The sequence below is a fragment of the Paracoccaceae bacterium Fryx2 genome (assembly GCA_032334235.1).
Classification (GTDB): domain Bacteria; phylum Pseudomonadota; class Alphaproteobacteria; order Rhodobacterales; family Rhodobacteraceae; genus JAVSGI01.
In genome coordinates this window covers 389,464-410,174 of record JAVSGI010000003.1, presented here as the reverse complement: position 1 = coordinate 410,174, position 20,711 = coordinate 389,464, and the positions used below count along the sequence as shown (strand labels likewise).

At 67.9% G+C, this 20,711-nt stretch carries 22 protein-coding genes, 1 tRNA gene and 1 other annotated feature; of the genes, 12 read left to right on the top strand and 11 right to left on the bottom strand.

Annotated features, from left to right (window positions below; translation table 11 throughout):
* The first annotated feature begins 39 nt into the window (after positions 1–39).
* Positions 40–969 (top strand): LysR substrate-binding domain-containing protein, encoded by a 930-nt coding sequence (locus RNZ50_03050; GenBank protein MDT8854023.1) that lies wholly within the window; start codon positions 40–42, stop codon positions 967–969.
* Positions 970–1,167: 198 nt separating this feature from the next.
* On the opposite strand, the gene RNZ50_03045 is transcribed toward RNZ50_03050, so the two are convergent.
* The 5 genes from RNZ50_03045 to RNZ50_03025 form a co-directional block, all read right to left on the bottom strand.
* The gene (locus tag RNZ50_03045; GenBank protein ID MDT8854022.1) at positions 1,168–2,028 is read right to left on the bottom strand and encodes a universal stress protein; all 861 of its coding nucleotides are present in this window, start codon (positions 2,026–2,028) and stop codon (positions 1,168–1,170) included.
* A gap of 11 nt (positions 2,029–2,039) precedes the next feature.
* The gene (locus RNZ50_03040; protein MDT8854021.1) at positions 2,040–3,530 is read right to left on the bottom strand and encodes a SulP family inorganic anion transporter; all 1,491 of its coding nucleotides are present in this window, start codon (positions 3,528–3,530) and stop codon (positions 2,040–2,042) included.
* Between the two features lie 69 nt (positions 3,531–3,599).
* Positions 3,600–3,655: a sequence feature (sul1 is cis-regulatory element that is thought to sense ions involved in sulfur or methionine metabolism; They are found in Alphaproteobacteria), on the bottom strand.
* 288 nt (positions 3,656–3,943) lie between these two features.
* Positions 3,944–4,372, bottom strand: a complete 429-nt coding sequence (locus RNZ50_03035; GenBank protein ID MDT8854020.1) for a YqaA family protein — start codon at positions 4,370–4,372, stop codon at positions 3,944–3,946.
* 288 nt (positions 4,373–4,660) lie between these two features.
* Entirely contained in the window at positions 4,661–7,291 is a 2,631-nt protein-coding gene (gene secD, locus RNZ50_03030; protein MDT8854019.1) for a protein translocase subunit SecD, read from the bottom strand.
* A 224-nt stretch (positions 7,292–7,515) separates the two neighbouring features.
* Positions 7,516–7,860, bottom strand: coding sequence for a hypothetical protein (locus RNZ50_03025; protein ID MDT8854018.1), 345 nt, complete (start codon positions 7,858–7,860; stop codon positions 7,516–7,518).
* On the opposite strand from RNZ50_03025, the gene RNZ50_03020 reads away from it, so the two are divergent.
* Genes RNZ50_03020 through RNZ50_03000 form a run of 5 tightly spaced genes read left to right on the top strand, consistent with a single transcriptional unit; the run spans position 7,859 to position 10,633 of the window.
* A complete protein-coding gene (locus RNZ50_03020; protein MDT8854017.1) occupies positions 7,859–8,104 on the top strand; it encodes a hypothetical protein in 246 nt (81 codons plus the stop codon). The genes RNZ50_03025 and RNZ50_03020 overlap by 2 nt on opposite strands.
* Entirely contained in the window at positions 8,101–8,634 is a 534-nt protein-coding gene (locus tag RNZ50_03015; GenBank protein MDT8854016.1) for a sigma-70 family RNA polymerase sigma factor, read from the top strand. The genes RNZ50_03020 and RNZ50_03015 overlap by 4 nt, the downstream gene beginning before the upstream one ends.
* Entirely contained in the window at positions 8,618–9,385 is a 768-nt protein-coding gene (locus RNZ50_03010; GenBank protein MDT8854015.1) for an anti-sigma factor, read from the top strand. The genes RNZ50_03015 and RNZ50_03010 overlap by 17 nt, the downstream gene beginning before the upstream one ends.
* Before the next feature lie 17 nt (positions 9,386–9,402).
* On the top strand, positions 9,403–10,113 hold the full coding sequence (locus RNZ50_03005; protein MDT8854014.1) for a Bax inhibitor-1/YccA family protein: 711 nt from the start codon (positions 9,403–9,405) through the stop codon (positions 10,111–10,113).
* 22 nt (positions 10,114–10,135) lie between these two features.
* Positions 10,136–10,633 (top strand): DUF2076 domain-containing protein, encoded by a 498-nt coding sequence (locus RNZ50_03000; protein ID MDT8854013.1) that lies wholly within the window; start codon positions 10,136–10,138, stop codon positions 10,631–10,633.
* Between the two features lie 262 nt (positions 10,634–10,895).
* On the opposite strand, the gene RNZ50_02995 is transcribed toward RNZ50_03000, so the two are convergent.
* Complete coding sequence (locus RNZ50_02995; protein MDT8854012.1) at positions 10,896–11,303, bottom strand: DCC1-like thiol-disulfide oxidoreductase family protein; 408 nt, start codon at positions 11,301–11,303, stop codon at positions 10,896–10,898.
* Between the two features lie 92 nt (positions 11,304–11,395).
* Between RNZ50_02995 and RNZ50_02990 the strand changes: the two genes are divergently transcribed.
* Both RNZ50_02990 and RNZ50_02985 read left to right on the top strand, forming a co-directional pair.
* Complete coding sequence (locus tag RNZ50_02990) at positions 11,396–12,835, top strand: HTTM domain-containing protein (GenBank protein ID MDT8854011.1); 1,440 nt, start codon at positions 11,396–11,398, stop codon at positions 12,833–12,835.
* A gap of 269 nt (positions 12,836–13,104) precedes the next feature.
* Entirely contained in the window at positions 13,105–13,377 is a 273-nt protein-coding gene (locus tag RNZ50_02985; protein ID MDT8854010.1) for a hypothetical protein, read from the top strand.
* Positions 13,378–13,610: 233 nt separating this feature from the next.
* Here RNZ50_02985 and RNZ50_02980 read toward each other — a convergent pair whose 3' ends face one another.
* A complete protein-coding gene (locus RNZ50_02980; GenBank protein MDT8854009.1) occupies positions 13,611–13,817 on the bottom strand; it encodes a hypothetical protein in 207 nt (68 codons plus the stop codon).
* 57 nt (positions 13,818–13,874) lie between these two features.
* Here RNZ50_02980 and RNZ50_02975 point away from each other — a divergent pair, with 57 nt between their 5' ends.
* A complete protein-coding gene (locus RNZ50_02975) occupies positions 13,875–15,044 on the top strand; it encodes an MFS transporter (protein MDT8854008.1) in 1,170 nt (389 codons plus the stop codon).
* A 695-nt stretch (positions 15,045–15,739) separates the two neighbouring features.
* Here the strand turns inward: RNZ50_02975 and RNZ50_02970 are convergent.
* The 3 genes from RNZ50_02970 to RNZ50_02960 form a co-directional block, all read right to left on the bottom strand.
* Positions 15,740–17,161 carry an amidohydrolase gene (locus tag RNZ50_02970; protein MDT8854007.1) on the bottom strand — a complete coding sequence of 474 codons (1,422 nt, stop codon included), beginning with the start codon at positions 17,159–17,161 and terminating at the stop codon, positions 15,740–15,742.
* A 342-nt stretch (positions 17,162–17,503) separates the two neighbouring features.
* Positions 17,504–17,579 (bottom strand) — tRNA-Ala (locus RNZ50_02965).
* Between the two features lie 113 nt (positions 17,580–17,692).
* Positions 17,693–18,028, bottom strand: a complete 336-nt coding sequence (locus RNZ50_02960; GenBank protein MDT8854006.1) for a TIGR02300 family protein — start codon at positions 18,026–18,028, stop codon at positions 17,693–17,695.
* Between the two features lie 170 nt (positions 18,029–18,198).
* Between RNZ50_02960 and RNZ50_02955 the strand changes: the two genes are divergently transcribed.
* From RNZ50_02955 to RNZ50_02945, 3 genes are all read left to right on the top strand, one after another.
* Positions 18,199–18,885 carry a SprT family zinc-dependent metalloprotease gene (locus tag RNZ50_02955; protein ID MDT8854005.1) on the top strand — a complete coding sequence of 229 codons (687 nt, stop codon included), beginning with the start codon at positions 18,199–18,201 and terminating at the stop codon, positions 18,883–18,885.
* A gap of 98 nt (positions 18,886–18,983) precedes the next feature.
* On the top strand, positions 18,984–19,634 hold the full coding sequence (locus RNZ50_02950) for a GntR family transcriptional regulator (protein MDT8854004.1): 651 nt from the start codon (positions 18,984–18,986) through the stop codon (positions 19,632–19,634).
* A 158-nt stretch (positions 19,635–19,792) separates the two neighbouring features.
* The gene (locus tag RNZ50_02945) at positions 19,793–20,158 is read left to right on the top strand and encodes a DUF1127 domain-containing protein (protein ID MDT8854003.1); all 366 of its coding nucleotides are present in this window, start codon (positions 19,793–19,795) and stop codon (positions 20,156–20,158) included.
* A 169-nt stretch (positions 20,159–20,327) separates the two neighbouring features.
* Here the strand turns inward: RNZ50_02945 and RNZ50_02940 are convergent, their stop codons facing one another.
* A complete protein-coding gene (locus RNZ50_02940; GenBank protein ID MDT8854002.1) occupies positions 20,328–20,570 on the bottom strand; it encodes a hypothetical protein in 243 nt (80 codons plus the stop codon).
* Positions 20,571–20,711: the final 141 nt, after the last annotated feature.

Below are 20,711 nucleotides of genomic sequence, written 5' to 3'. Positions count from 1 at the left end.
ACATCGTTTCTAACCTTTCCATAGTTCAAGGCTATGAAAATGCGCCCCACCCTGCGTCAACTCGAATACATCGTCGCCGTGGCCCGTCACGGCCGCTTCGGACTTGCCGCCGAATCGCTGAACGTCAGCCAGCCCAGCCTTTCGGCACAGATCGCCGAGGTAGAGGCCGACCTCGGCACGCGTCTGTTCCTGCGCGGCCGACAGGGTGTTCAGCCCACCGCCGCGGGCGCCGAGGTGATCCGGCGCGCCCAGAAGATCCTGCGCGAGGTCGAGGACCTGCGCGCCAGCGTCACCCACGGCCTGCCGTTCGGCGGTCGGCTGCGGCTGGGCGTGCTGCCTTCGATCGGGCCCTATCTTCTGCCGCGGGCGATCGCGTCGATTCACCGCCAGCACCCCGACCTCCGCGTGGCGGTGCGCGAGGAGAATACCCAGGGGCTGGAGCAGGGCCTGCGCGCCGGCCGCTTCGACCTGATCGTCTCGACCCCCGAGGATCATCCGAACACGCGCCAGGTCCGGCTGTTCGGCGAAAGGCTGTGGATCGCGGTGGCGCGCGACGACCCGCTGGCGGCCTCCGAGGCGCCGGTGGCCGCCGGGGATCTGCGCGGGCGGGTCTTCCTGACGCTTGACCGCGGGCACCGGCTGTCGCGGATCGTCCATGCGCTTGCCTCGGCCTGCGGCGGCATCGTCTCGGACGATTACGAGGGCACCAGCCTCGACTCGGTGCGCCTCATGGCGGCCTCGGGCGCGGGCATCGCGATCCTGCCCGAGCTTTATGCCCGCGAGCAGGCCGCCATCCGCAGGGATGTCGTTCTCCGGCTTCTGCGCGCCGAAGGGGCCAGCCGCGACATCGCCCTGCTTCAGCCGACGGGCGAGGACGAGGCCGGGCTCGATCTGGTCCGGACGGCGCTGCTGGATGCGGTCGCCGCGCTGGGCCTGGCGGGCGGGACGCCGGGCGGCGTTCCGGGCTGAACCCCGCGTGCGGGCAGGCTTGCGACATCCGGCTGTCTGGCGCCAACATGCGTCGCATCAGGTCGGCCCGGTGGCGATGCCCGCAAACGGGCCGACCCCTCTGCCGCCTTCGACCGCCCGGCCCGCGGGCCGGCGCCTCCCGCACCGGGGCGTCGCGGCCCGGCGCGCATCGCCAGCCTGTCGGCCGGACCGGCCCCCCTACCGCATCAGCACGACCGACGCCTTGCAGGACCGGATCATGGCGGTGGTGGTTGACCCGATGATCAGGTTGCGGATGCGGGAATGGCCGTAGGCACCCATCAACAGCATGTCGAACTGCGCCTCTTCCACCAGCTTGCCGAGTGCGGTTTCGGGGTTGCCCGGCAGGATCGAGGTTTCGGCCTCGATCCCGGCCGCCTGCAGCAGGGCCTGTGCATCTTCAAGACCCTTCTTCACCTCGGCCGTGGCGGTGCCCACCGTGACGACGTGGACGGCAAGCCCCTGGAACAGCGGGCTGCGGGCGATGTGGTCGACCGCCTTCATCGCAGAGGGGCCGCCGTCATGGGCCATCAGAACCTTCGTGATCGGCCTGAACGCGCGCGAGGCCACCAGGACCGGCCGGTGGCTGGCGCGGATGATCCGTTCGAGGTTCGTCCCCAGATGGCCCTTGGCATTGTCGGCGGTCTCGCCGCGCTTGCCGATGATGATCACACGGGCGTCGCCCTCGACCTCGGCCACCGCCTCGACGATGTCGCCATGGCGCAGGCGGGTGGTGATGTCGGTCACGCCGTCCCGGTCGAGAATCGCGCGCGCATCCTCCAGAATGGCCCGGCCGCGGTGGCTGATCAGCCTGGCCCGCTGCGCATCAAGCTCGGCCAGTTCCTGCAGCAGCGCCGTGCGCGCGCCAAGGCGGATCGCGCCCGAATGGTCATGCGTGTCAGACGCCTCGCGGCGGCCCAGCACATGGATCAGCTCGACCGGCGCGCCGGTGCGCTGCGAGATCCAGGCGGCATGGTCGCAGACGCTGGTCGAATAGATCGAGCCGTCCACCAGGGCGACGATCTTCTGCGGGTTTGTCATGGTCCCCTCCCTCAATGCGACATCAGCTTGTCCATCGCGCCCGGCTTGTCATGGATGGCAAGCTTGTCGACGATGGTTTCGGTGGCCTGGTTCATGCCGACAATCTCGACCTCGGCGCCGTCGCGGCGGAACTTCAGCACCGCCATGTCCAGCGCCTGCACGCTGGAAACATCCCAGATATGCGCGAGGCTCACGTCGATGACCACCTTTTCCAGCGCCTCCTTGAAGTCGAAGGCGTTCATGAAATCCTCGACCGACCCGTAGAACAGCTGGCCTTCGACCACATAGGTCCGCACCCGCCCGTCCTTCGAGATGGTGCTGGTGACGTTGAACAATTGCGCGATCTTGCCCGCAAAGAAGATGCCCGACAGCAGCACGCCGACCAGCACGCCGATTGCGAGGTTGTGGGTATAGACCACGGCCACGACCGTCGCGACCATCACGACGGACGACGAGCGCGGGTGCAGGCGCAGGTTCTTGATCGACGACCACGAGAAGGTGCCGACGCTGACCATGATCATGATCGCGACCAGCGCCGCCATCGGGATCTGGCTGACAAGGTCACCCAGCACGACCACCATGAACAAAAGGTAAACCCCCGCCGCGAAAGACGAAAGCCGCCCCCGGCCGCCCGACTTCACGTTGATGATCGACTGGCCGATCATCGCGCAGCCCGCCATGCCGCCGATGAAGCCGGTGGCGGTGTTGGCGATCCCCTGGCCGATGCATTCCTGATTGCGGTCCGACCTGGTGTCGGTCAGGTCATCGACGATGTTCTGCGTCATCAGGCTTTCCAGCAACCCCACCACCGCAACCGCGACGGAATAGGGCAGGATGATCGTCAGCGTCTCGATGTTCAGCGGAATCTGCGGGATCAGGAAGACCGGCAGCGTGTCGGGCAGCGCGCCCATGTCGCCCACCGTCCGCACGTCCCAGCCGAAGAACAGCGTCAGGCCGGTCAGCACCACGATGGTGACCAGCGGCGACGGAATCGCCTTGGTCAGCAGCGGGAAAAGGTAGATGATCGCCAGACCCGCCGCGACCAGCGCATAGGTCAGCCATGAGACCAGTCTCGGGTCCAGTTCCGGCAATTGCGCGAGGAAGATCAGGATCGCCAGCGCGTTCACGAACCCGGTCATCACCGATTTCGAGACATAGCGCATCACGAAGCCCAGCCTCAGCAGCCCCGCGCCGATCTGGATCAGGCCCGCCAGAACCGTGGCCGCCAGCAGGTATTGCAGCCCGTGGTCCTTGACCAGCGTGATCATCAGCACCGCCGTCGCCGCCGTCGCCGCCGAGATCATCCCCGGCCGCCCGCCGGTGATCGCCACCAGCACCGCGATGGAAAAGCTGGCGTAAAGCCCCACCTTCGGGTCCACCCCCGCGATGATCGAAAAGGCGATGGCTTCGGGAATCAGCGCAAGGGCCACGACCAGCCCCGCCATCAGATCGCCCCGGATGTTGCCCGTCCATTGGTCACGGTAAGCGTGGAGTGAAATCATGTAAATCCGTTCCTGATCGACCCTGACCAAACCGGCCGCGCGTCGATTGTTGATCTGCGTGTCAGGTCAGGTGGTCCGGCGGATCAGCGGCCGGAAGAGCCACCCGGGCTTGCACCGGGTCCATGCGTGTCTGCGCCCTGCTATGCGCAAACATCCGCCTTTGACAACCGGAAATCCGCCGGATGCCGCTGCGGTGCCGGACTGGCCGGGGCCGATGCACCTTTTCCGGCCGGGCGCGCACAACGACCGGGCATCTCCGGCACGGCCCGGGGCAGGGCCTTGCGACATTGCCCCCGACACCTTGAGACAAGCGCCGAGCCGCCGGCATCGCCGCATGGACTTTCACGCCGCTGAAGGTGGTGTCGCGGTGGTCCGGCGGGGCACGGCAAGGGGTGCCGGGCGGGTCTGGCCGGTCAGGTGAATTGCAGCGTGGCCCAGGCCAGCACAAGGTAGCGCCCGCCCTTGGCCAGCGTGACGATCAGCGCAAACCGCCAGAACGGTTCGCGCATCACCCCCGCCGCCAGCGTCAGCGGGTCGCCCACCACCGGCACCCAGGCCGCCAGAAGGCTCCAGTATCCCCAGCGGGCATACCAGCCCGTCGCCCGGTCCATATGGCGGGGCGAGACAGGGAACCAGCGCCGGTCGGCAAAGCGGATCAGGAACCGGCCGAGGGCCCAGTTCACGACAGAGCCCAGCACGTTGCCCGCCGTCGCCACCGCCAGCAACAGCCAGACCGGATGCCCCCCTGCAACGATCAGAGCCACCAGCGCCGCCTCGGACTGCGCCGGGATCAGCGTGGCGGCCGCAAGCGCGGCAAGGAACATGCCGGCGAGTTCGATCATGGCTCAGGCGGCTCCGGCCGACGGCGGTGCAGGTCGCCGGTCACGAAAGGGTAGCGGTGCGGCCCGTGCCCGGCCGGATGCGGGTGGGCGGGCCGGTCATGGGGCAGGGCGCCTTGGGCACGGGGTTTCGACATCAGTCGGGCCTATCCCCCCGGGGGGGGATATAGCAAGGCCGATGACCGATGACCGACGCCGGACCCGGCCGCACCGCCCGCGTCCCGGCGCGGGTCGCCCCTGACCCTTCGGTGCAGGCGCCCGGCCGGGCTCTGCGGCGGCCGGTGCGCAAGGTCACGCGTCGATGTTGGCGAATTCGTGGTCGGCGCCGCGCTTCGGTTTGTCGCTGCGGTCCAGCCCGAGGAACAGCACGATGTTCTTGGCCACATAGAGCGTCGAGTAGGTGCCGATGATCACCCCGAACAGCATGGCAAAGACGAAGCCCCGGATCACGTCGCCGCCGAAGACCAGCAGCACGACAAGCGCGATCAGCGTGGTCATCGCGGTCATCAGGGTGCGGCTCAGGGTTTCGTTGGCCGACAGGTTCATCAGGTCGCGCAGGGGCATGGCCTTGTATTTCGCCAGGTTCTCGCGCAACCGGTCGAAGATCACCACGGTGTCGTTCACCGAATAGCCGAGGATGGTCAGCAGCGCCGCCACGATGGTCAGGTCGAACTTCAGCTGGAACAGCGCGAAGATGCCGACCGTGACGATCACGTCATGCACCAGCGCCGCGACCGTGCCCACCGCGAACTGCCATTCGAACCGCAGCCAGACATAGGCGAGGATGCCGATGGCACCGGCCCCCACGGCCATCAGTGCCAGCCAGATCAGTTCGGCCGAAACCTTGGGGCCGACCGATTCCACCGCCGTGAAGGTGATCGCCGAATCGACGGCCCGCAGCGCCTCCTGCACCTCTGCGATGGTTTCGGCCGCAATGGCCTCGGCCCCGGCCTGCGCCTGCACGCGGATCATCGCGACATGCTGGTCGACCCGGAACGCCGGGTCGAACACCTGCGAGATGGCTACATCGCCAAGCTCCAGCGCGGAAAGCGCGCTGCGGTAGGCCCCCAGATCCGGTTCCTGCGTCGTCTCGGTGCGGAAGGTGGTGCCGCCCTTGAAGTCGATCCCGAAGTTCAGGCCCATGGTCGCGACCAGCAGCAGCGCGGCCGCGACCGCCGCGACCGAGGCGCCGAAGGTGACCCATTGCACGCGGAAGAAGTCGATCACGGTGTGGTCGGGTGCCAGCTTCAGCCACCCCCTGACGGTGATCGCCTTCGGCTTGCGCCACCGCATCCACGACCCGATGATCAGCCGGGTCACATAGACCGCCGTGAACATCGAGGTGAGGATGCCGAGCCCCAGCGTCACCGCAAAGCCGCGCACCGCGCCGGAGCCGATGGCGAACATGATCAGCGCGGTCAGAAGGCCGGTGATGTTGCTGTCCATGATCGCGGACAGGGCCTTGTCGAAACCGATGTCGATGGCCCGGGCGGCGGGGCGGCCCTGTCGCAGCTCCTCGCGGATGCGCTCGAAGATCAGCACGTTGGCATCGACCGCCATGCCCATGGTCAGCACGATCCCCGCGATGCCGGGCAGGGTCAGCGTTGCCCCCAGCACCGACAGCGCCGCCATGAGCAGCACCATGTTGAACCCGAGCGCGACAGTGGCCATGACGCCGAACGTGCCATAGCAGGCCACCATGAAGCCGATCACCGCCACCATGCCGATGACCGCGGCACGCTTGCCTGCGTCGATGCTGTCCTGGCCCAGTTCGGGGCCGATGGTGCGTTCTTCCAGAAAGGTCATGCCCGCAGGCAGGGCACCTGCCCGCAGAAGCACGGCCAACTCGGTGCTTTCCTCGACCGAGAACGACCCGGTGATGATTCCCGATCCGCCGGGGATGTGGCTCTGGATCACCGGGGCCGAGATCACCTCGTCATCCAGCACGATGGCGAAGGGGGCCCCGATGTTGGCGGCGGTATAGTCGCCAAACACCCGCGCGCCCGCCGGATCGAAGCGGAAGCTGACGGCGGGGCGGTTGTTCTGGTCGAAGGCCGGTTGCGCATCGACCAGCTCGTCGCCGCTGACGACCGGGCTCCGGTCGATGATGTAGAAGGCGCCGGGCTCGTCCATCGACGGCAGGATCAGGTTGCCGGGGCCGGGGTCGGTTTCCGCGCTGGCGGCGCGGCCGACGACCGGATGGAACGTCAGCCTTGCGGTGGTGCCGATCAGGTCTTTCAGGTCCGATGCCGACCCGATGCCGGGCACCTGGATCAGGATGCGGTTGTCGCCCTGGCGCTGGATGGTCGGTTCGCGGGTGCCGACTTCATCCACCCGGCGGCGGATGATCTCCAGGCTCTGCTGCATGGTGCGTTCGTCCGATGCCGCGCGTTCCGCCTCGGTCAGCGTGATGACCAGCACCCCGCCTTCGGCGCGGGCCGCGATATCGGTCTGCCCGACGCCCGTGAGGCTGACAACCGGCGTGGCCAGCGCCCGCACCGCCGCAAGGGCGGCCTCCATCCCGGCGGGATCGGACAGCGCGATGCGCAACTCGCCGGGGGCGGCCGCCTGCCTGCGCACGCCGCCGACCTGATCGCGGATGGTGCGCAGCGCGTCGCGGGCCTGCGGCCAGAGAGCATCCATCCGCGCGGCATAGACCTCGGCCACCTGAACTTCCGCCAGCAGATGCGCGCCGCCGCGCAGGTCGAGCCCGAGGCTGACCAGGCCGGAGGGCAGCCAGGACGGCCAGCCATCCAGTTCGGCCTGCCGGTCGGGCGGCAGCGCGCCGTTTTCCATCAGCACCGCGACGGCATCATTGTGCCGCTCCACCTGCGGATAGAAGGCATTGGGCAGGGCAAACAGCAGCCCCCAGAGACAGACGCCCCAGATCAGAAGGCGTTTCGAAAGCAGGGTTTTCGACATGATCATGTCCTTGTGACCCGGCGTCCTGCGGGGGCGCGCCCTCGGCGGGACGGGGTCGACATCAAGAATTGGGACAAGCGACGTGCAAGCCGCAGGTCACGCGGGGCGGTCGCCCGTGCCTTGCGGCACGGAGGAACCGACCCGGTGCCCGGGCTTCGCGTCATCGCCGGCGCAGCATCGCACGCAGGCAGAGCCGACTCGCGGCCCCGCGACATGCCGGTGCGTCAGGCGGCGGGTGGCGCCCGCGGCTCGGGCAGCCGAGGCCGACGGTCCGGTGGCAGCGTCCAGTCCGGCGCAACCCCATCCGCCGACATCACCCGTTCGGGCGTCGCCCCGAAATCGGCCCCCGGCAGCGCCAGATGCGGGCCGGTTGCAGGCCGCTCGTCAGCCGCCCGCTGGACAAGACCGGGTTTGACCTGCACCGCAGCCAGATCGGGCGACGTGGCGGCGCCAAGGGCGGCCAGTTGCCCCGCCATCATTGGCGCGGAAAGATGCGCCCGCGGTCCCGCGCCCCAGACACAGACGAGGGTCAGCACGATGACCCAGGCGACGAAGGCCCGGCGGGTCATGCTGGTGATCATTGCGACGGAGGCCATGGCGTTTGGTGTCTCATCTATCGCGCCGATTGGCAATCACGCGGTCGGCCCGCCCGAGGCGGAATCTGCCCGCACCATCGCCGGCAAGGGCGTGCCGAAGAGCGGCCCGGAAGGCGCGCGGCCGGACGGGCCAGCCGGAACGCAATCGGCGGCAGGAAAAAAAACCTCCCGACGATGGACAAGACTCCTCTCCGGCTCCGTAAGGTTGGCAGGATGACAAACGAACCTGAAAACATCGTCGGCCAGTTGCCCGCCCTGCGGCGCTTCGCGCTTGCGCTGTCGCGCGATCCGTCAGAGGCCGAGGATCTGGTTCAGGAGGCCTTGCTGCGCGGCCATGAGCAGCGGCGCATGTTCCGCACGGGCGGCAACCTGAAAAGCTGGCTCTTCACCATCCTGCGCCATGCCTTCATCGACCGGCGCCGCAGCCGACAGGCCGAGGCGCGGCGCGAGGCGGCGGTGGCGGCCCTGGCTCCCACGGCGATCGACGCACCGCAGGAAGCGGTGGTGCGGCTGGGCCAGGTGCGGCGTGCCTTTCTGGGCCTGCCGGACGAGCAGCGCGAGGCGCTGTCGCTGATCGCGCTTGAGGGGCTGACCTATGCCGAGGCCGCACAGGTGGCAGGCGTGCCGGTGGGCACGCTGATGTCGCGCGTGGCCCGAGCCCGCGCCAGCCTGAGAGCATTTGAGGACGGCGAAACCGGGGCCGCGGGCCTGCGAGTGGTGGGAGGGCGCGATGCAGAACGTGACTGAACCGGTCACCGATCTCGATCTGGCCGCCTATGTCGATGGCCAGGTCGACGACTGGCAGCGCGTCCGGGTCGAGGCGCATCTGGCGCGGCACCCCGAGGCGGCGGCGCGGGTGATGCAGGATCTGCATCTGCAGCGGGAACTGCGTCTGGCCCTGACCGACGCCGGGTCGGCGGGCGCGCGGCAAGCCGCGGACCGGCTGTCGCGCGGGCTGCGCCGTGACGGGCTGATGCGCCGCGCCCTGCGGTTTGCGCCGGTTGCCGTGCTGGCCGGGGTCGGCTGGCTGGGCTGGGCCGGGCTGCTGCCGCTGGGAGTCGCGACCGTCAACGCCTCTGCCGGGCCGCCGGAGTTCGTGGCCGCGGCACTGGCCGCGCGCGATGTCAGCGCGATCCGCTTCAACATGCACTCGATGCCCGAGGTGCCCGATCTTGACCCCGAGGAACTGCGCGCGATGACCGGCATCCTGCTGCCTGCCTTCGCGCCGGACTGGACGGTGCTGGATGCGCAGGTCTTTCCTTCGCCGCAGGGTCCTGGCATCGAGATCGTGTTCGACACGCCCGATCTGGGCCGGGTCGCGCATTTCGCGGTGCGCCCCGGCGCCTTCGCGGTGACGCTGCCCCGGTCCGAGCCCTACGGCACCTTGCCGCTCGTCTGGTTCCAGATCGGTGAAACCGCCCATGTGCTGATCGCCGAAACCGGTGACGCCGAACGCCTGACCGCCGCGGCCGAAGAGCTGAGCGGCAGCCTTTATTGACCCCCAAGGAGGATACCATGCCCGAAATCCAGGGCCGCCACGCCGGCTTTGCCCCCGCCGCCGCCTATGACCAGGGCCTGCGCGCCCACATGCTGCGGATCTACAACTACATGGGCCTCGGCCTTGCGCTGACCGGGATAGTCGCGGTTCTGGTCGCCTCGGTTCCGGCGCTCTACGTGCCGATCTTCACCACGCCGCTGAAATGGCTGGTCATGCTCGCACCGCTGGGCTTCATCCTGTTCCTGTCGTTCAAGATCGAGTCGGTGTCGGCCGCCACGGCGCAGACGCTGTTCTGGGCCTTCTGCGCGGTGATGGGCCTGTCGCTGGCCTCGATCTTTCTGGTGTTCACCGGCGTTTCGATCGGCCGGGCCTTCTTCGGCGCGGCCGCGATGTTCGCCGCCTTCAGCGTTTACGGCTACACCACGAAACGCGACCTGACCCAGTTCGGCAGCTTCCTGATGATGGGCCTGATCGGGGTGATCATCGCCAGCATCATCAACATCTTCCTCGGCTCCTCGGCCCTGCAGTTTGCCATCTCGATCATCGGGATTCTGGTCTTCGTCGGGCTGACGGCCTGGGACACGCAGGCGATCAAGCTGCAATACGCCCAGCAGCACGACCACGAGACCCGGCAGAAGATGGCCGTCATGGGGGCGTTGTCGCTTTACCTGAACTTCATCAACATCTTCCAGCTTCTGCTGAGCCTGACCGGCCAGCGCGAAGAATGACAGCAAGAAGGACGCAAGACTCATGGACCAGAACGACCGGCAGGCCATCGAAGGGCTGTTCGACAAGCTCGCCCGGGTGGAAGGGCAAAGCCCCCCGCGCGATGGCGAGGCCGAGCGGCTCATCGCCGCTGCCATCACCCGCCAGCCCGCCGCGCCCTACTTCATGGCGCAGACCATCGTGGTGCAGGAACATGCGCTGAACTCTGCCCAGGCGCGGATCGAGGAACTGGAGGCCGATCTTGCGGCGTCGCAGCAGGGCGCCGGGCAGGGCGGCGGCCTGTTCGGCCGGCTGTTCGGCGGCGGGCCTGCCCCCGCACCGGCACGCAGGCCGGCCCCGATGCCGCAGGGCCAGGGCGGCGGCTTCCTAGCCGGGGCTGCGCAGACCGCGATGGGCGTGGCGGGCGGTGTGCTGCTGGCCAATGCGATCGGGGGCATGTTCGCCGGCCCGGCCGAGGCCGGAGAGCCGGAGGCCGAAGCCGATCAGGATGCCGGTTTCGACGACGACAGCAGCTGGGAATGAGCGCCGTCGTGGGCAGGTAGCACGCCGACAGAAGCCCGCCTTTGCGATGATCTGATCCGACTGCCGAGGGGCCGCGCCATCGCGGCCCCGCTTTTTTGGCGCCCGACCATGGCACCGCCCCGCTCGGCATGTGCGGCGGTTCGTGTGCCCTTGATACACCTGATCTTCCAGCGAATATGCGGTCGAGCGGACTGTCACACCCAGACCGTAGCCGGGCCGAACCGGAATACTTCGTTGCCTGCGGGGCCGATCCGCAGCGGGCTCATTCCCCGGCATCCCGCCCCGGATCCTTAAGCGGGCGGCGGCCGAGCAGGCGCAGCGTCAACCGCCGCCCCCGTGCCAGAACCGGATAAAGCGCGGCCGCGCGGCGGGGCGAGCGGAAGATGCGGCGCATCAGGTCGTTGAACAGGCCGCCCGGTGCCGACAGCACCGACAGGTGGCGCATGGCCGCCTCGCCGTGAAAGACCTGCCCGCCGTGACGCACCACCATGCCCGCATCAAGATCGAACCCCGCCCTTCGCATCTCGGCCACTCGCGTGTCGGCCGAACGGGCATCGACAAGGTCGACGCGCCCCGCCTCGGCCCGCAGCCGGACCATCCGCACATAGGAGGAGCAGAACGGGCATTGCCCGTCATAGATCACCTCGATCCGGGGCGCCGACTCTGCCATCCGCAGTTTCTCCATCCTGAAATGCCACACCCGGAATAACGTAGACCGACGGGGCGTTATTCCCGCAGCATGCAACAGAAGGAGACAGGAAGATGCCCCTCACCTCCACCCTGAACCGCAATCTGCAGGATATGGGCAACCGGCTGGCAACGCCGGTTCCGGCGTTGTCGCTGGCGGCGTTCCGCATCGCGATGGGCGCGCTGCTGGTCTGGGATTGCTGGCGGTTCGTCAGGTATGACCGGATCTACCGCTATTTCGTCGAGCCCGAGTTCCACTTCATCTATCCCGGCTTCGGCTGGGTGGCCCCGCTGCCCGAGCCCTGGATCCATCTGGCCTGGCTGGCGATGGGCGCGGCTGCGTTCTTCGTGATGATCGGGTTGTTCTACCGGATGGCGATCATCGCGCTGACCGTGCTGTTCAGCTATTTCCTCCTGCTCGACCGGGCCGAGTATCTGAACCATTTCTACCTGATCATCCTGTTCCTGATCCTGATGTGCTTCCTGCCCGCGGCGCGGGCGCTGTCGGTCGATGCCAGGCGGCTACCGCAGGCCGGGCCGGCGACGGTGCCCTATGCGGCGGTCTTCGTGTTGCGCGCGCAGATGGAGATCATGCTGGTGTTCGCGGGCCTGGTGAAGCTCACGCCCGACTGGCTGGCGGGCGAACCGCTGGGTCTGTGGCTGCGCGCGCAGGCGGACGACTCCCTGCTGGGGTTCCTGTTCCAGCAAGACTGGGTGATTCTCGCGGGCACCTGGGGCACCATCGCGCTGCATCTGGTCGGCGCGCCGCTGCTGTTGTGGCAGCGCACGCGGCTTGCCACCTTTCTGGTCTACTGCTTCTTCCATGCGGCCAATGCGCAGTTCTTCAACATCGGCATCTTCCCCTGGCTGACGATTGCCGCGACGACGATCTTCTTTGCGCCCGACTGGCCACGCCAGCTGGCACGCTGGACCCTCGGGCATTTCGAGGCGCTGCCGCCCTATGCCGCACCCGCTCTGCCCGCGCCGCGTGCCCTGCCGGCTGTGGCGCTGGGCGGAATTGTGGTCTGGATGGCAGTCCAGGTGGCGCTGCCGCTGCGCGCGGGCCTGTTCCCGACCGAGGTGCGCTGGACCGGCGACGGGCACGAGTTCTCGTGGCGGATGCGGATCTATGACCGCAGCGCCGATGCCGCGTTTCGCGTGACCGCAGCCGACGGCACCGAATGGCAGGTTGACCCCGAGGCTTTTCTGACCCGGCGCCAGGCCAGCAAGATGATCGTGCGGCCCGACATGATCCACCAGTTCGCCGGGTATCTGGAACAGGTCTGGCGTGCGACCGGCCACGGCGATGTGGCGGTGCGCGCGGACATCGTGAAGTCGTTGAACGGTCGCCCGCCGCAACGCTACATCGACCCGGAGGCCGACCTGACGGCAGTGCCGATCAACCCGTTCGGCCCGGACGCCTGGGTGCTGCCACTGGAGGAACCCGTCTGGGGCGTCCGGCAGAACCGGCTGGCCGACCGCGCCAACAACGCGACCGTCGCTGCCGGGGGCTGAGCGACGAGCGTCGCCCGGCGGGCGGGGTGGCGCAGCACGCCCGCCCTGGTGTCCCGGCACCAGGCCCGACCTTCGGCACCAGGGACAAGTTCCGCAGAAAGACCGTGCAGCCCGGGATCAGCGTGCGGGGCGACCCGCTGCCCGGACCGTCCATGACGATGCGTCGCGCAGCGGTGGCCGACATGGCCCGGAAATGAAACCGCAAGGAATAAAGGCCGCTGCCCGCCCGTTTCATTCATACGCTGCAACCACAAACAAAGGAGAAGACGATGCTTACGAAAAAGTTCCTGCTGTCTGCCAGTGTGGCCGCCTCCATGGCCGTAGCGACGGCCCCGGCCCAGGCCGTGCCGCTTCCGACGTTCGTCGAGCTGTTCGAAGTGAACGGCCTGACCACGCCCGATCTGTTCCAGATCCAGGCCAAGAAGGGCAAGAAGGGCAAGAAGTGGGACCGTGACGACGACGAGGACAACGGCCGCGACGACGACGACGACAACGGCCGCAACGACGATGACGACAACGGCCGCGATGACGACGACGACTGATCGCGCCCCAAGGGCCTGAAGGCGGGCCCTACGGGGCCCGCCCGCATTTCGGGGTGAAGCGCCGCGGATGAAGTGACCGGCCCCCCGAACGTGCCACACCCCCAGCCCCGCGAGCGCGGGTGCCATCCAGTCAGGTTGTCAGCGTCAAACATCAGGATGATCGCGTTGGGTGAAAGCGCCCCCTGACGCTGCCGCGAGGGGCCAAAGGCCAAGGGGGGGCCGGGATTCAAGCGTCAATTCTCCGAAGCCCCAGCCTGATCTGCTTTTTCGATGTCGATGATCGCAAGGAAGCACGCAACGATTGCGACAATCAGCGGCCCGTCGGCCAGCGGCACCGCTTCGGTTCCGGGTATCGCCTGGATCGGTGCGAGATAAGTCACGGCGAACTGCGCGACAGAGATTGCGATGACGACCGCCCAGACGGCCCGCGTCCCCTTCACCGCGTCCCATCGCTGGGGCTGCTGGCCTGGCAACTGGCCGGTAACAATGCGGGTGCGGTGCTTGGCACGGCGCTGGCGATCAAGATGGTGGCCTACGTCACGCTGGCCCCGGTGGCGGCGGCCATCGCAGAACGTCTGCCGCGCCGGGCCTTCCTGGTGACGCTGGACCTGATCCGCGCGGGCGTGATCGCCTGCCTGCCCCTCGTCGATCAGGTCTGGCAGGTCTATGTGTTGATCTTCGCGCTGCAGGCGGCCTCGGCCGGGTTCACGCCCGCGTTTCAGGCGGTGATCCCGGATGTGCTGAACGACGAGGACGAGTATACCAACGCCCTCTCGCTCCTCCGGCTGGCCGAGGATCTGGAGCAGTTGGCCTCTCCGATCCTGGCGGCCTTGCTACTGACGGTGGTCAGCTTTCCGGTGCTGTTCGCGGGCACGGTCTCGGGGTTCGTTGCCTCGGCGGTTCTGGTGGTCACCGCGCGCCTGCCCGATCGAACGCGGGCCGGGGGTGGCCGGTTCCGGGCTGATGTCACCAAGGGCATCCGCATCTACACCCGGACCCCCCGCCTGCGCGGGCTGATGGTGATGGAGGCCGCCGTCGCCGCGGCTGGTGCGATGGTCTATGTGAACACCGTCGTCCTGGTGAAGGCGGGGCTGGGGCTAGGCGAGGAATCCGTGGCGCTCGCCTTCGCGGGCTTTGGCGCAGGCTCGATGCTGGCCGCATTCCTGCTGCCGCGCATCCTGACCCGGATGGACGACCGCCCGGTGATGATCAACGGTGCCGCTCTGATGGTCGCTGGCGTGGCGCTGGTGCCGCTGGTGGGCAGCCTTGCCGCGCTGATCGCACTGTGGGCCGTCATCGGTTTCGGCTTTTCGCTGACCCAGACCCCCATCGGGCGGATCGTCAACCGTTCCGCCCGCGAGGCCGACCGCGGCGCGGTCTTTGCCGCGCAATTCGCGCTCAGCCACGCGGGCTGGCTTGTCACCTATCCGCTCGCAGGCTGGATCGGCGCCGGCGCCGGGCTATCTGCCGCGGCGTTGGTCCTGGCAGGCATCGGCGCGGCGGGTGTGGTGGCGGTGTTGCGCCTCTGGCCGGCCACTGACCCTGACGCCATCGGGCATAGCCACGAAAACCTGCCGCTTGACCACCCGCATCTGGAAGGTCAGAGGCACCATACGCATAGGTTCGTCATTGATGAGGAGCATCCGAGGTGGGCGTCACAGCTTTGAAGGCTGACCGGCCGTCAGCGGACCCACAAGACAGGACTGTCTGCCGGGGCAAGGAGAAAGCTAACGATCGGAGCCGTGCGGGTCGACCGGCGGCTATGGGCCGACCTTGGCTGCATGGCGACACATCTCAATCAAGGCCGCAGTTCTGGCCGTTGCCGACGCTTGTCCAAGGCACGTACACCCCTGACAATCGGGCGGCGAAATGCAGCATCTTTGCATCGTCGCGCAATCCGGGTCTGGGCGCTCGGAAAAAGTCAGCCGACGCCCGCAAGCATCTTCGCGTTTATCTTGTTCGCGACAGGCGCCTCGCTTGCCTAACTCGAGTGCTGGAGTGCGAAACGGGTTGGCGTGGATCGCGACCTCGGCCAGATGGGCCGTCCCGTTGATAGGACGATATCGACATGCGGGCGGGTCGCCGCCAGAATAAAGCGCTTTGTCTTGCCGGACAGAATCGCGCGCGGAACGGCTTGATCAGGCCCTGACAGGAAATGACACCGTTGCAAGCTATTGAGATCCTTGCGGTCTGTCGAGACGATTCTCCCTCGGTTCATTTCAGAACGAACCCCTAAAGCGACAGCGAGGGTATCGGCAGGCCGCACCTTTTCCCCGACGCGCGCAGGTCCTTGCCTGTGTCAGGGCCGACAGCGCCCCTCGGTGAAGATCGCCGCCGCGTCAGGCCGCGGCGGCTGAAGGGCTCATGCGGGGCGCGGCACCAGCGGCGGGGCGAGGTCGGGGGGCAGGGGGCAGCGGTAGGGCGTGCGGGCCAGGCGGCGGGCATGTTCGGCCTTGGCGTCCGCCAGCAGGCCCGCGTCGTCGCACAGCATCTGGCCAAGCCTGGCCATCGCCCGGGCGGCGTGCGTCATGCCCTTGTGCGCTGCGGGTGCCATGCCCTGCGCGGTGATCTGCCAGCTGTGCGCCGAGGTGCCGATGGCGTGGGTGGCCACCAGCACCTCGGTCGTCGGCACCGTCCAGGTCACGTCGGACACGTCGGTCGAACCCACCATCTTTTCCCCGCCGGGGCGCAGCGGCACGATGTAGTCGCACAGGGCTTCGTCGTCGCGCGGCTCCATCGCCACGGCACGGTAGGGAGAGGCACGGTCGGCCGGGCCGAGCGTGGCCTGGATGGCCCGGGCATAGGCGCGGTCGGCCTCGTCGAACGGCACGCCGCCCAACTCGTCCAGCACGCGCTGCATCGCCTTGTCCATCACCTCGTTGACGAGGTTGTTCGACACCGCCGAGAAGACCTTGAACGCGACTTCGGTGCCCGTCATCAGCGCCGCCCCGCGCGCCACGTCCTTCACCCGCTCGACGAGGGCCAGCATGTCGGCCAGTTCCAGCGCCCGGATCGAATAGCGCACTTTCGCCTTCGCCTGCACCACGTTGGGCGCCGTGCCGCCCGCATCGAGATAGGCGTAATGGATGCGCGCGCCATTCACCATGTGCTCGCGCAGGTAGTTCACGCCGACCGACATCAGCTCCACCGCGTCAAGCGCCGAGCGCCCGAGGTGCGGTGTGGCGGCCGCATGGGCGGCACGGCCGGTGAAGTCGAAATCCATCCGCGTGTTCGCCAGGCTTTCGGGGTCGTCCACCCGCGTCATGCTGTCGGGGTGCCAGGTGATCGCCGCATCGACGCCGACGAAGGCCCCGTCGCGCACCATGAACGTCTTGGCCGCGCCGCCTTCCTCGGCGGGGCAACCGTAGTAGCGCACCCGGCCCGGGGTGCCGGTGGCCGCAAGCCAGTCCTTCAGCGCGCAGGCCGCCAGCAGCGAGGCCGCCCCCAGCAGGTTGTGCCCGCAGCCATGACCGTTGCCGCCTTCGATCAGCGGGCGTGGCTCGGCAAGGCCCGCAACCTGGCTCAGCCCCGGCAGGGCATCGTATTCGCCCAGAATGGCGATCACCGGCCCGCCCGTTCCCGCCTCGCCCATCACGGCGGTGGGAATGCCCGCCACATTCTCGGTCACGCGGAAGCCCTTGGCGCGCAGCACATCCGCATGGGCCGCGCAGGAGGCGTATTCGCCATACAGCAGCTCGGGCGTCGCCCAGACACGGTCGGCCAGATCGGCCAGATCGGCGCGATGCGCCTCGACGGCATCAAGGATCGGGTGGGTATTCTTCACATCGGCCTCCGGCACGGTTTTGCGGCGGCAGTCTGGTCCCGGGTCACGGCAGAGGCAACCCGCAATGCGCCGCGAGTGGCAGCATGGCCCGCACCGGGCTGCGTCGCCCGGGTTCGCGCCGTCGGGCGCCGGTCGGTTGTCGGCATTCTGACAGCCACGGAAGCCGCAGCCTTCGCCGCGATGGACGGGCACTTAAGCGTTCAGGTTTGCCGACAGAACAACGCGACCTGACCGGCGGGCTCAGCTTTGCTGCCGTAAACATCGGGTCATGACTTGCGGTGTCCGAGTGACATTCCGTTCAAGTCAGGCACTTCCCATGCCATTGAGGATTAACGGGAAGTTTGGTGGAGCCACGCGGGATCGAACCGCGGACCTCTTGAATGCCATTCAAGCGCTCTCCCAACTGAGCTATGACCCCACCGGAGGTGCGGCCTGTTTCCGGGCCGCTGCGGGTATTTAGGCGAGGGCGCGGAGGGGTGCAAGAGGAAAAGCACCGAACCCCGCGCCAAATCGCGCACCGTCCGATTTTCGTCAGACGTCTTCCTCGTTGCCCGCGACATCGGCCAGATCGTCCAGCGACACGTTGTCGTCGGCGTCGTCTTCCAGCAGGTCGTCATCCAGTTCCGGGTCATCGGCAACGCCGGTTTCCAGCAGATCGTCATCGGCTTCGAGATCGTCAACCAGAACGTCGTCGTCCTTCTCGGGGACAACGCGCGAGATGACGGCGGCGGCCATCTTGCGGCGCGCGATCTCGATATCGACGACCTCGCCGGTGTAGGGGCTGACGATCGGCGATTTGTTGAGGTCGTAGAAGCGTTTCCCGGTCGTGGGACAAATACGCTTCGTGCCCCATTCTTCCTTGGGCATGATGGTCCCCTTGCAAGGCTGGCGGATGCAGTAGAGGCGTCGCTTGCCACAAGGGCAGGCGGGTGTCAAAGGCTTTTGCACCGCCCGCGATCCGGCCCGCCGGGGGATGCGTCGGGGCTTTCGCCCGCCGCCCTGTCGGCTATGCTGGCAAGGCCAGCCACGGAGACCCCATGCCCATCCTTCCCGGCGCCCCGCCTGTCGAGATCACCCTGCGCCGCTCGGCCACCGCCCGGCGGTTTTCGTTGCGGGTGTCGCGGCTTGACGGGCGCGTCACCCTGTCGTTGCCGCTGCGCGCCCGCGAGGCCGAGGCGCTGGCCTTCCTGCGCGATCAGGAAGGCTGGATCCGCAAGGCGCTGGCGGGCGTGCCGAAAGCGGCCAGCGTGGCGCTGGGGGCGGTGGTGCCGGTCGAGGGGCACGGGCTGGTGCTGAGCCCCGGGTCCGGGCGGCTGATCCGGATCGAGGGCGATTCGCTGCTGGTGCCGGGCGACGCCGCACGGGTGGCGACCCGGGTCGGCGCTTACCTGAAACTGCGGGCCCGCGACCGGCTGGCCGAGGCCTGCGACCGCCATGCGGCAGCCCTCGGCCGCCCCTACCGCAGCCTGACGCTGCGCGATACCCGGTCGCGCTGGGGTTCCTGCACCGCTGCGGGCGGGCTGATGTTCTCCTGGCGGCTGATCATGGCGCCGCCCGCAGTGCTGGATTACGTCGCGGCGCACGAGGTGGCACATCTGGCGCAGATGAACCACTCGCCCGCCTTCTGGGCGGTGGTGGCGCAGCTTTGCCCCGGCCACGCCGCGCCCCGGCGCTGGCTGAAAAGCGAAGGGCAGGCGCTGCACGGCTGGCAGTTCGACGGCTGACCGGGCGGGCGCGCCGCCGACAGCGGCATTCCCATGCGGGCGATGGCGTGTTTAGATGCGCTGATCCGCGCGCTCCGCGCCTTTGACCCCCTGGCACCATGGCCCCGACCACCCCGCCCACCGACAGCACGCTTGCCGCCCATGACCGCGTTTATCGCACGCTGCGCAGCCAGGTGATGCATGGCGAGCTTGCCCCCGGCCAGGCGCTGACGCTGCGCGGGCTGGCGAAAAGCTTCGATGTCTCGATGACGCCCGCGCGCGAGGCGCTGCGGCGGCTGGTGGCAGAAGGGGCGCTGACGCTGTCGTCCTCGGGGCGGGTCTCGACGCCGCAGCTGACATCGGAGCGGATCGAGGAACTGGCGGCGATCCGGGCGCTGCTGGAACCGGAACTGGCGGCGCGCGCCATGCCGCGCGCCCATTTCGCGCTGATCGACCGGCTGGCCGCGATCAACGCCGCCAATGCCGAGGCCGTGGCGCGGCAGGATGCGGTGGCCTACATCCGCACCAACCTCGAGTTTCACCGCACGCTCTACCTGCGCGCCCAGGCCCCGGCGATGCTGGCGATCGCCGAGACGGTGTGGCTGCAGCTTGGCCCGACGATGCGCGCACTTTACACCCGGCTGCGGCGCAACGAACCGCCGCACCACCACCGCGTCATCCTGGCCGCCCTGAAGGCCGGGGACGAACCCGGCCTGCGCCTGGCGGTGCGAACAGACGTGACGCAGGGCCTGCGCTACCTGGCGGGGTGAGGCGCGAATTTTCTACGAAAATTCGTCTGTCGCGGTCGGCAGCCCCCAAGGATCAGCCCGGGGGAAGGCGATCGGCCGACCATTTGATCAAGGTCATGGCAGGCCGCCACGGCTTGCTGCAGGGTCTTGCCACCAAGACATTCCCTTGGAGACCGATGATGATCCGCGAACGCATTCAGGCCATGATAGATCAGTGGCGCAGCCTGCAAGAGGTGAGCCACCTTTCGGACCGAGAGCTTGACGACATGGGCATGACCCGCGAACAGGTGGTCCGCTTCGTGCGGATGCCCGCCGCCGTGCCCGAGCGCATGGCGAAGATGGCCGCCGTGTTCGGCCTGACCGAAGCCGAGTTGCAGCAGGCCTATGCCGAGTATCTCGACCTGATGGAAACCTGTGCCACCTGCGGCGCGCGCAAGGTCTGCGTTTCGGCGCTGGCCCATGCCGATGATCTGGAACCGGCCGATTGCGGGTTTTGCCCGAATGCAGCGGCCTATGCAGAAATGGGCAGGGTTCGGGTTCATTGAGGATGCCGGGGCCGGGGTTTTCACGCGTGAAAACTCCGGCTTCTCATTGAAAACAAAGAAGATAATCCGACACATCAAGGTTTTGGCAAGGATTTCGACCGGCCCGGCCGCCCGAGGCGCCGAGGGCGTCTGCCGACTGCGTTCGGGACGGCGCGGCGCGGTTGCGGGGTCAGGATCTGGGGTGACGCACCGAATTGCCGCCGTCGATGATTCCATTGATCAGTGCTGCTGCGGCGCCGTGCGGGCCTTCGCCACCGGCCTTTTCCGATGCGGATTGATGTGCTGCTGCCGCATCCGTCAGGATGCCGATAATCTCGCTTTCAGCGAGCACGCTGCGATCATTCAGCGCCAGCAGGAGAGATTCGCAGATCGAGAGCGCTGCCATGCCGGCAACGTCTGAAACTAAGGCCATAGGGTCATGTCTTTCAGAAAATGGGCCAGGGACAGAGGGATCTGCCCGAGTGGCCCGGGCAGACTAGCACGAATGCCGGCAACGTGCCGCACTGATCCATGTTTGTTTTGAATATTTATTTTCTTGTGCGGCGGTATCGTC

What these genes read in the sequence shown, in the direction of transcription:
- RNZ50_02940 (MDT8854002.1), bottom strand. Translation starts at nt 20,570, where the DNA reads ATGGCCTTAGTTTCAGACGTTGCCGGCATGGCAGCGCTCTCGATCTGC.
- RNZ50_03010 (MDT8854015.1), top strand. Translation starts at nt 8,618, where the DNA reads ATGCAGAACGTGACTGAACCGGTCACCGATCTCGATCTGGCCGCCTAT.
- RNZ50_03025 (MDT8854018.1), bottom strand. Translation starts at nt 7,860, where the DNA reads ATGACCCGCCGGGCCTTCGTCGCCTGGGTCATCGTGCTGACCCTCGTC.
- secD (MDT8854019.1), bottom strand. Translation starts at nt 7,291, where the DNA reads ATGTCGAAAACCCTGCTTTCGAAACGCCTTCTGATCTGGGGCGTCTGT.
- RNZ50_02990 (MDT8854011.1), top strand. Translation starts at nt 11,396, where the DNA reads ATGCCCCTCACCTCCACCCTGAACCGCAATCTGCAGGATATGGGCAAC.
- RNZ50_03045 (MDT8854022.1), bottom strand. Translation starts at nt 2,028, where the DNA reads ATGACAAACCCGCAGAAGATCGTCGCCCTGGTGGACGGCTCGATCTAT.
- RNZ50_03000 (MDT8854013.1), top strand. Translation starts at nt 10,136, where the DNA reads ATGGACCAGAACGACCGGCAGGCCATCGAAGGGCTGTTCGACAAGCTC.
- RNZ50_03005 (MDT8854014.1), top strand. Translation starts at nt 9,403, where the DNA reads ATGCCCGAAATCCAGGGCCGCCACGCCGGCTTTGCCCCCGCCGCCGCC.
- RNZ50_02955 (MDT8854005.1), top strand. Translation starts at nt 18,199, where the DNA reads ATGCCCATCCTTCCCGGCGCCCCGCCTGTCGAGATCACCCTGCGCCGC.
- RNZ50_03050 (MDT8854023.1), top strand. Translation starts at nt 40, where the DNA reads ATGCGCCCCACCCTGCGTCAACTCGAATACATCGTCGCCGTGGCCCGT.
- RNZ50_03020 (MDT8854017.1), top strand. Translation starts at nt 7,859, where the DNA reads ATGCTGGTGATCATTGCGACGGAGGCCATGGCGTTTGGTGTCTCATCT.
- RNZ50_02950 (MDT8854004.1), top strand. Translation starts at nt 18,984, where the DNA reads ATGGCCCCGACCACCCCGCCCACCGACAGCACGCTTGCCGCCCATGAC.
- RNZ50_03015 (MDT8854016.1), top strand. Translation starts at nt 8,101, where the DNA reads ATGACAAACGAACCTGAAAACATCGTCGGCCAGTTGCCCGCCCTGCGG.
- RNZ50_02985 (MDT8854010.1), top strand. Translation starts at nt 13,105, where the DNA reads ATGCTTACGAAAAAGTTCCTGCTGTCTGCCAGTGTGGCCGCCTCCATG.
- RNZ50_03040 (MDT8854021.1), bottom strand. Translation starts at nt 3,530, where the DNA reads ATGATTTCACTCCACGCTTACCGTGACCAATGGACGGGCAACATCCGG.
- RNZ50_03035 (MDT8854020.1), bottom strand. Translation starts at nt 4,372, where the DNA reads ATGATCGAACTCGCCGGCATGTTCCTTGCCGCGCTTGCGGCCGCCACG.
- RNZ50_02960 (MDT8854006.1), bottom strand. Translation starts at nt 18,028, where the DNA reads ATGCCCAAGGAAGAATGGGGCACGAAGCGTATTTGTCCCACGACCGGG.
- RNZ50_02945 (MDT8854003.1), top strand. Translation starts at nt 19,793, where the DNA reads ATGATCCGCGAACGCATTCAGGCCATGATAGATCAGTGGCGCAGCCTG.
- RNZ50_02995 (MDT8854012.1), bottom strand. Translation starts at nt 11,303, where the DNA reads ATGGCAGAGTCGGCGCCCCGGATCGAGGTGATCTATGACGGGCAATGC.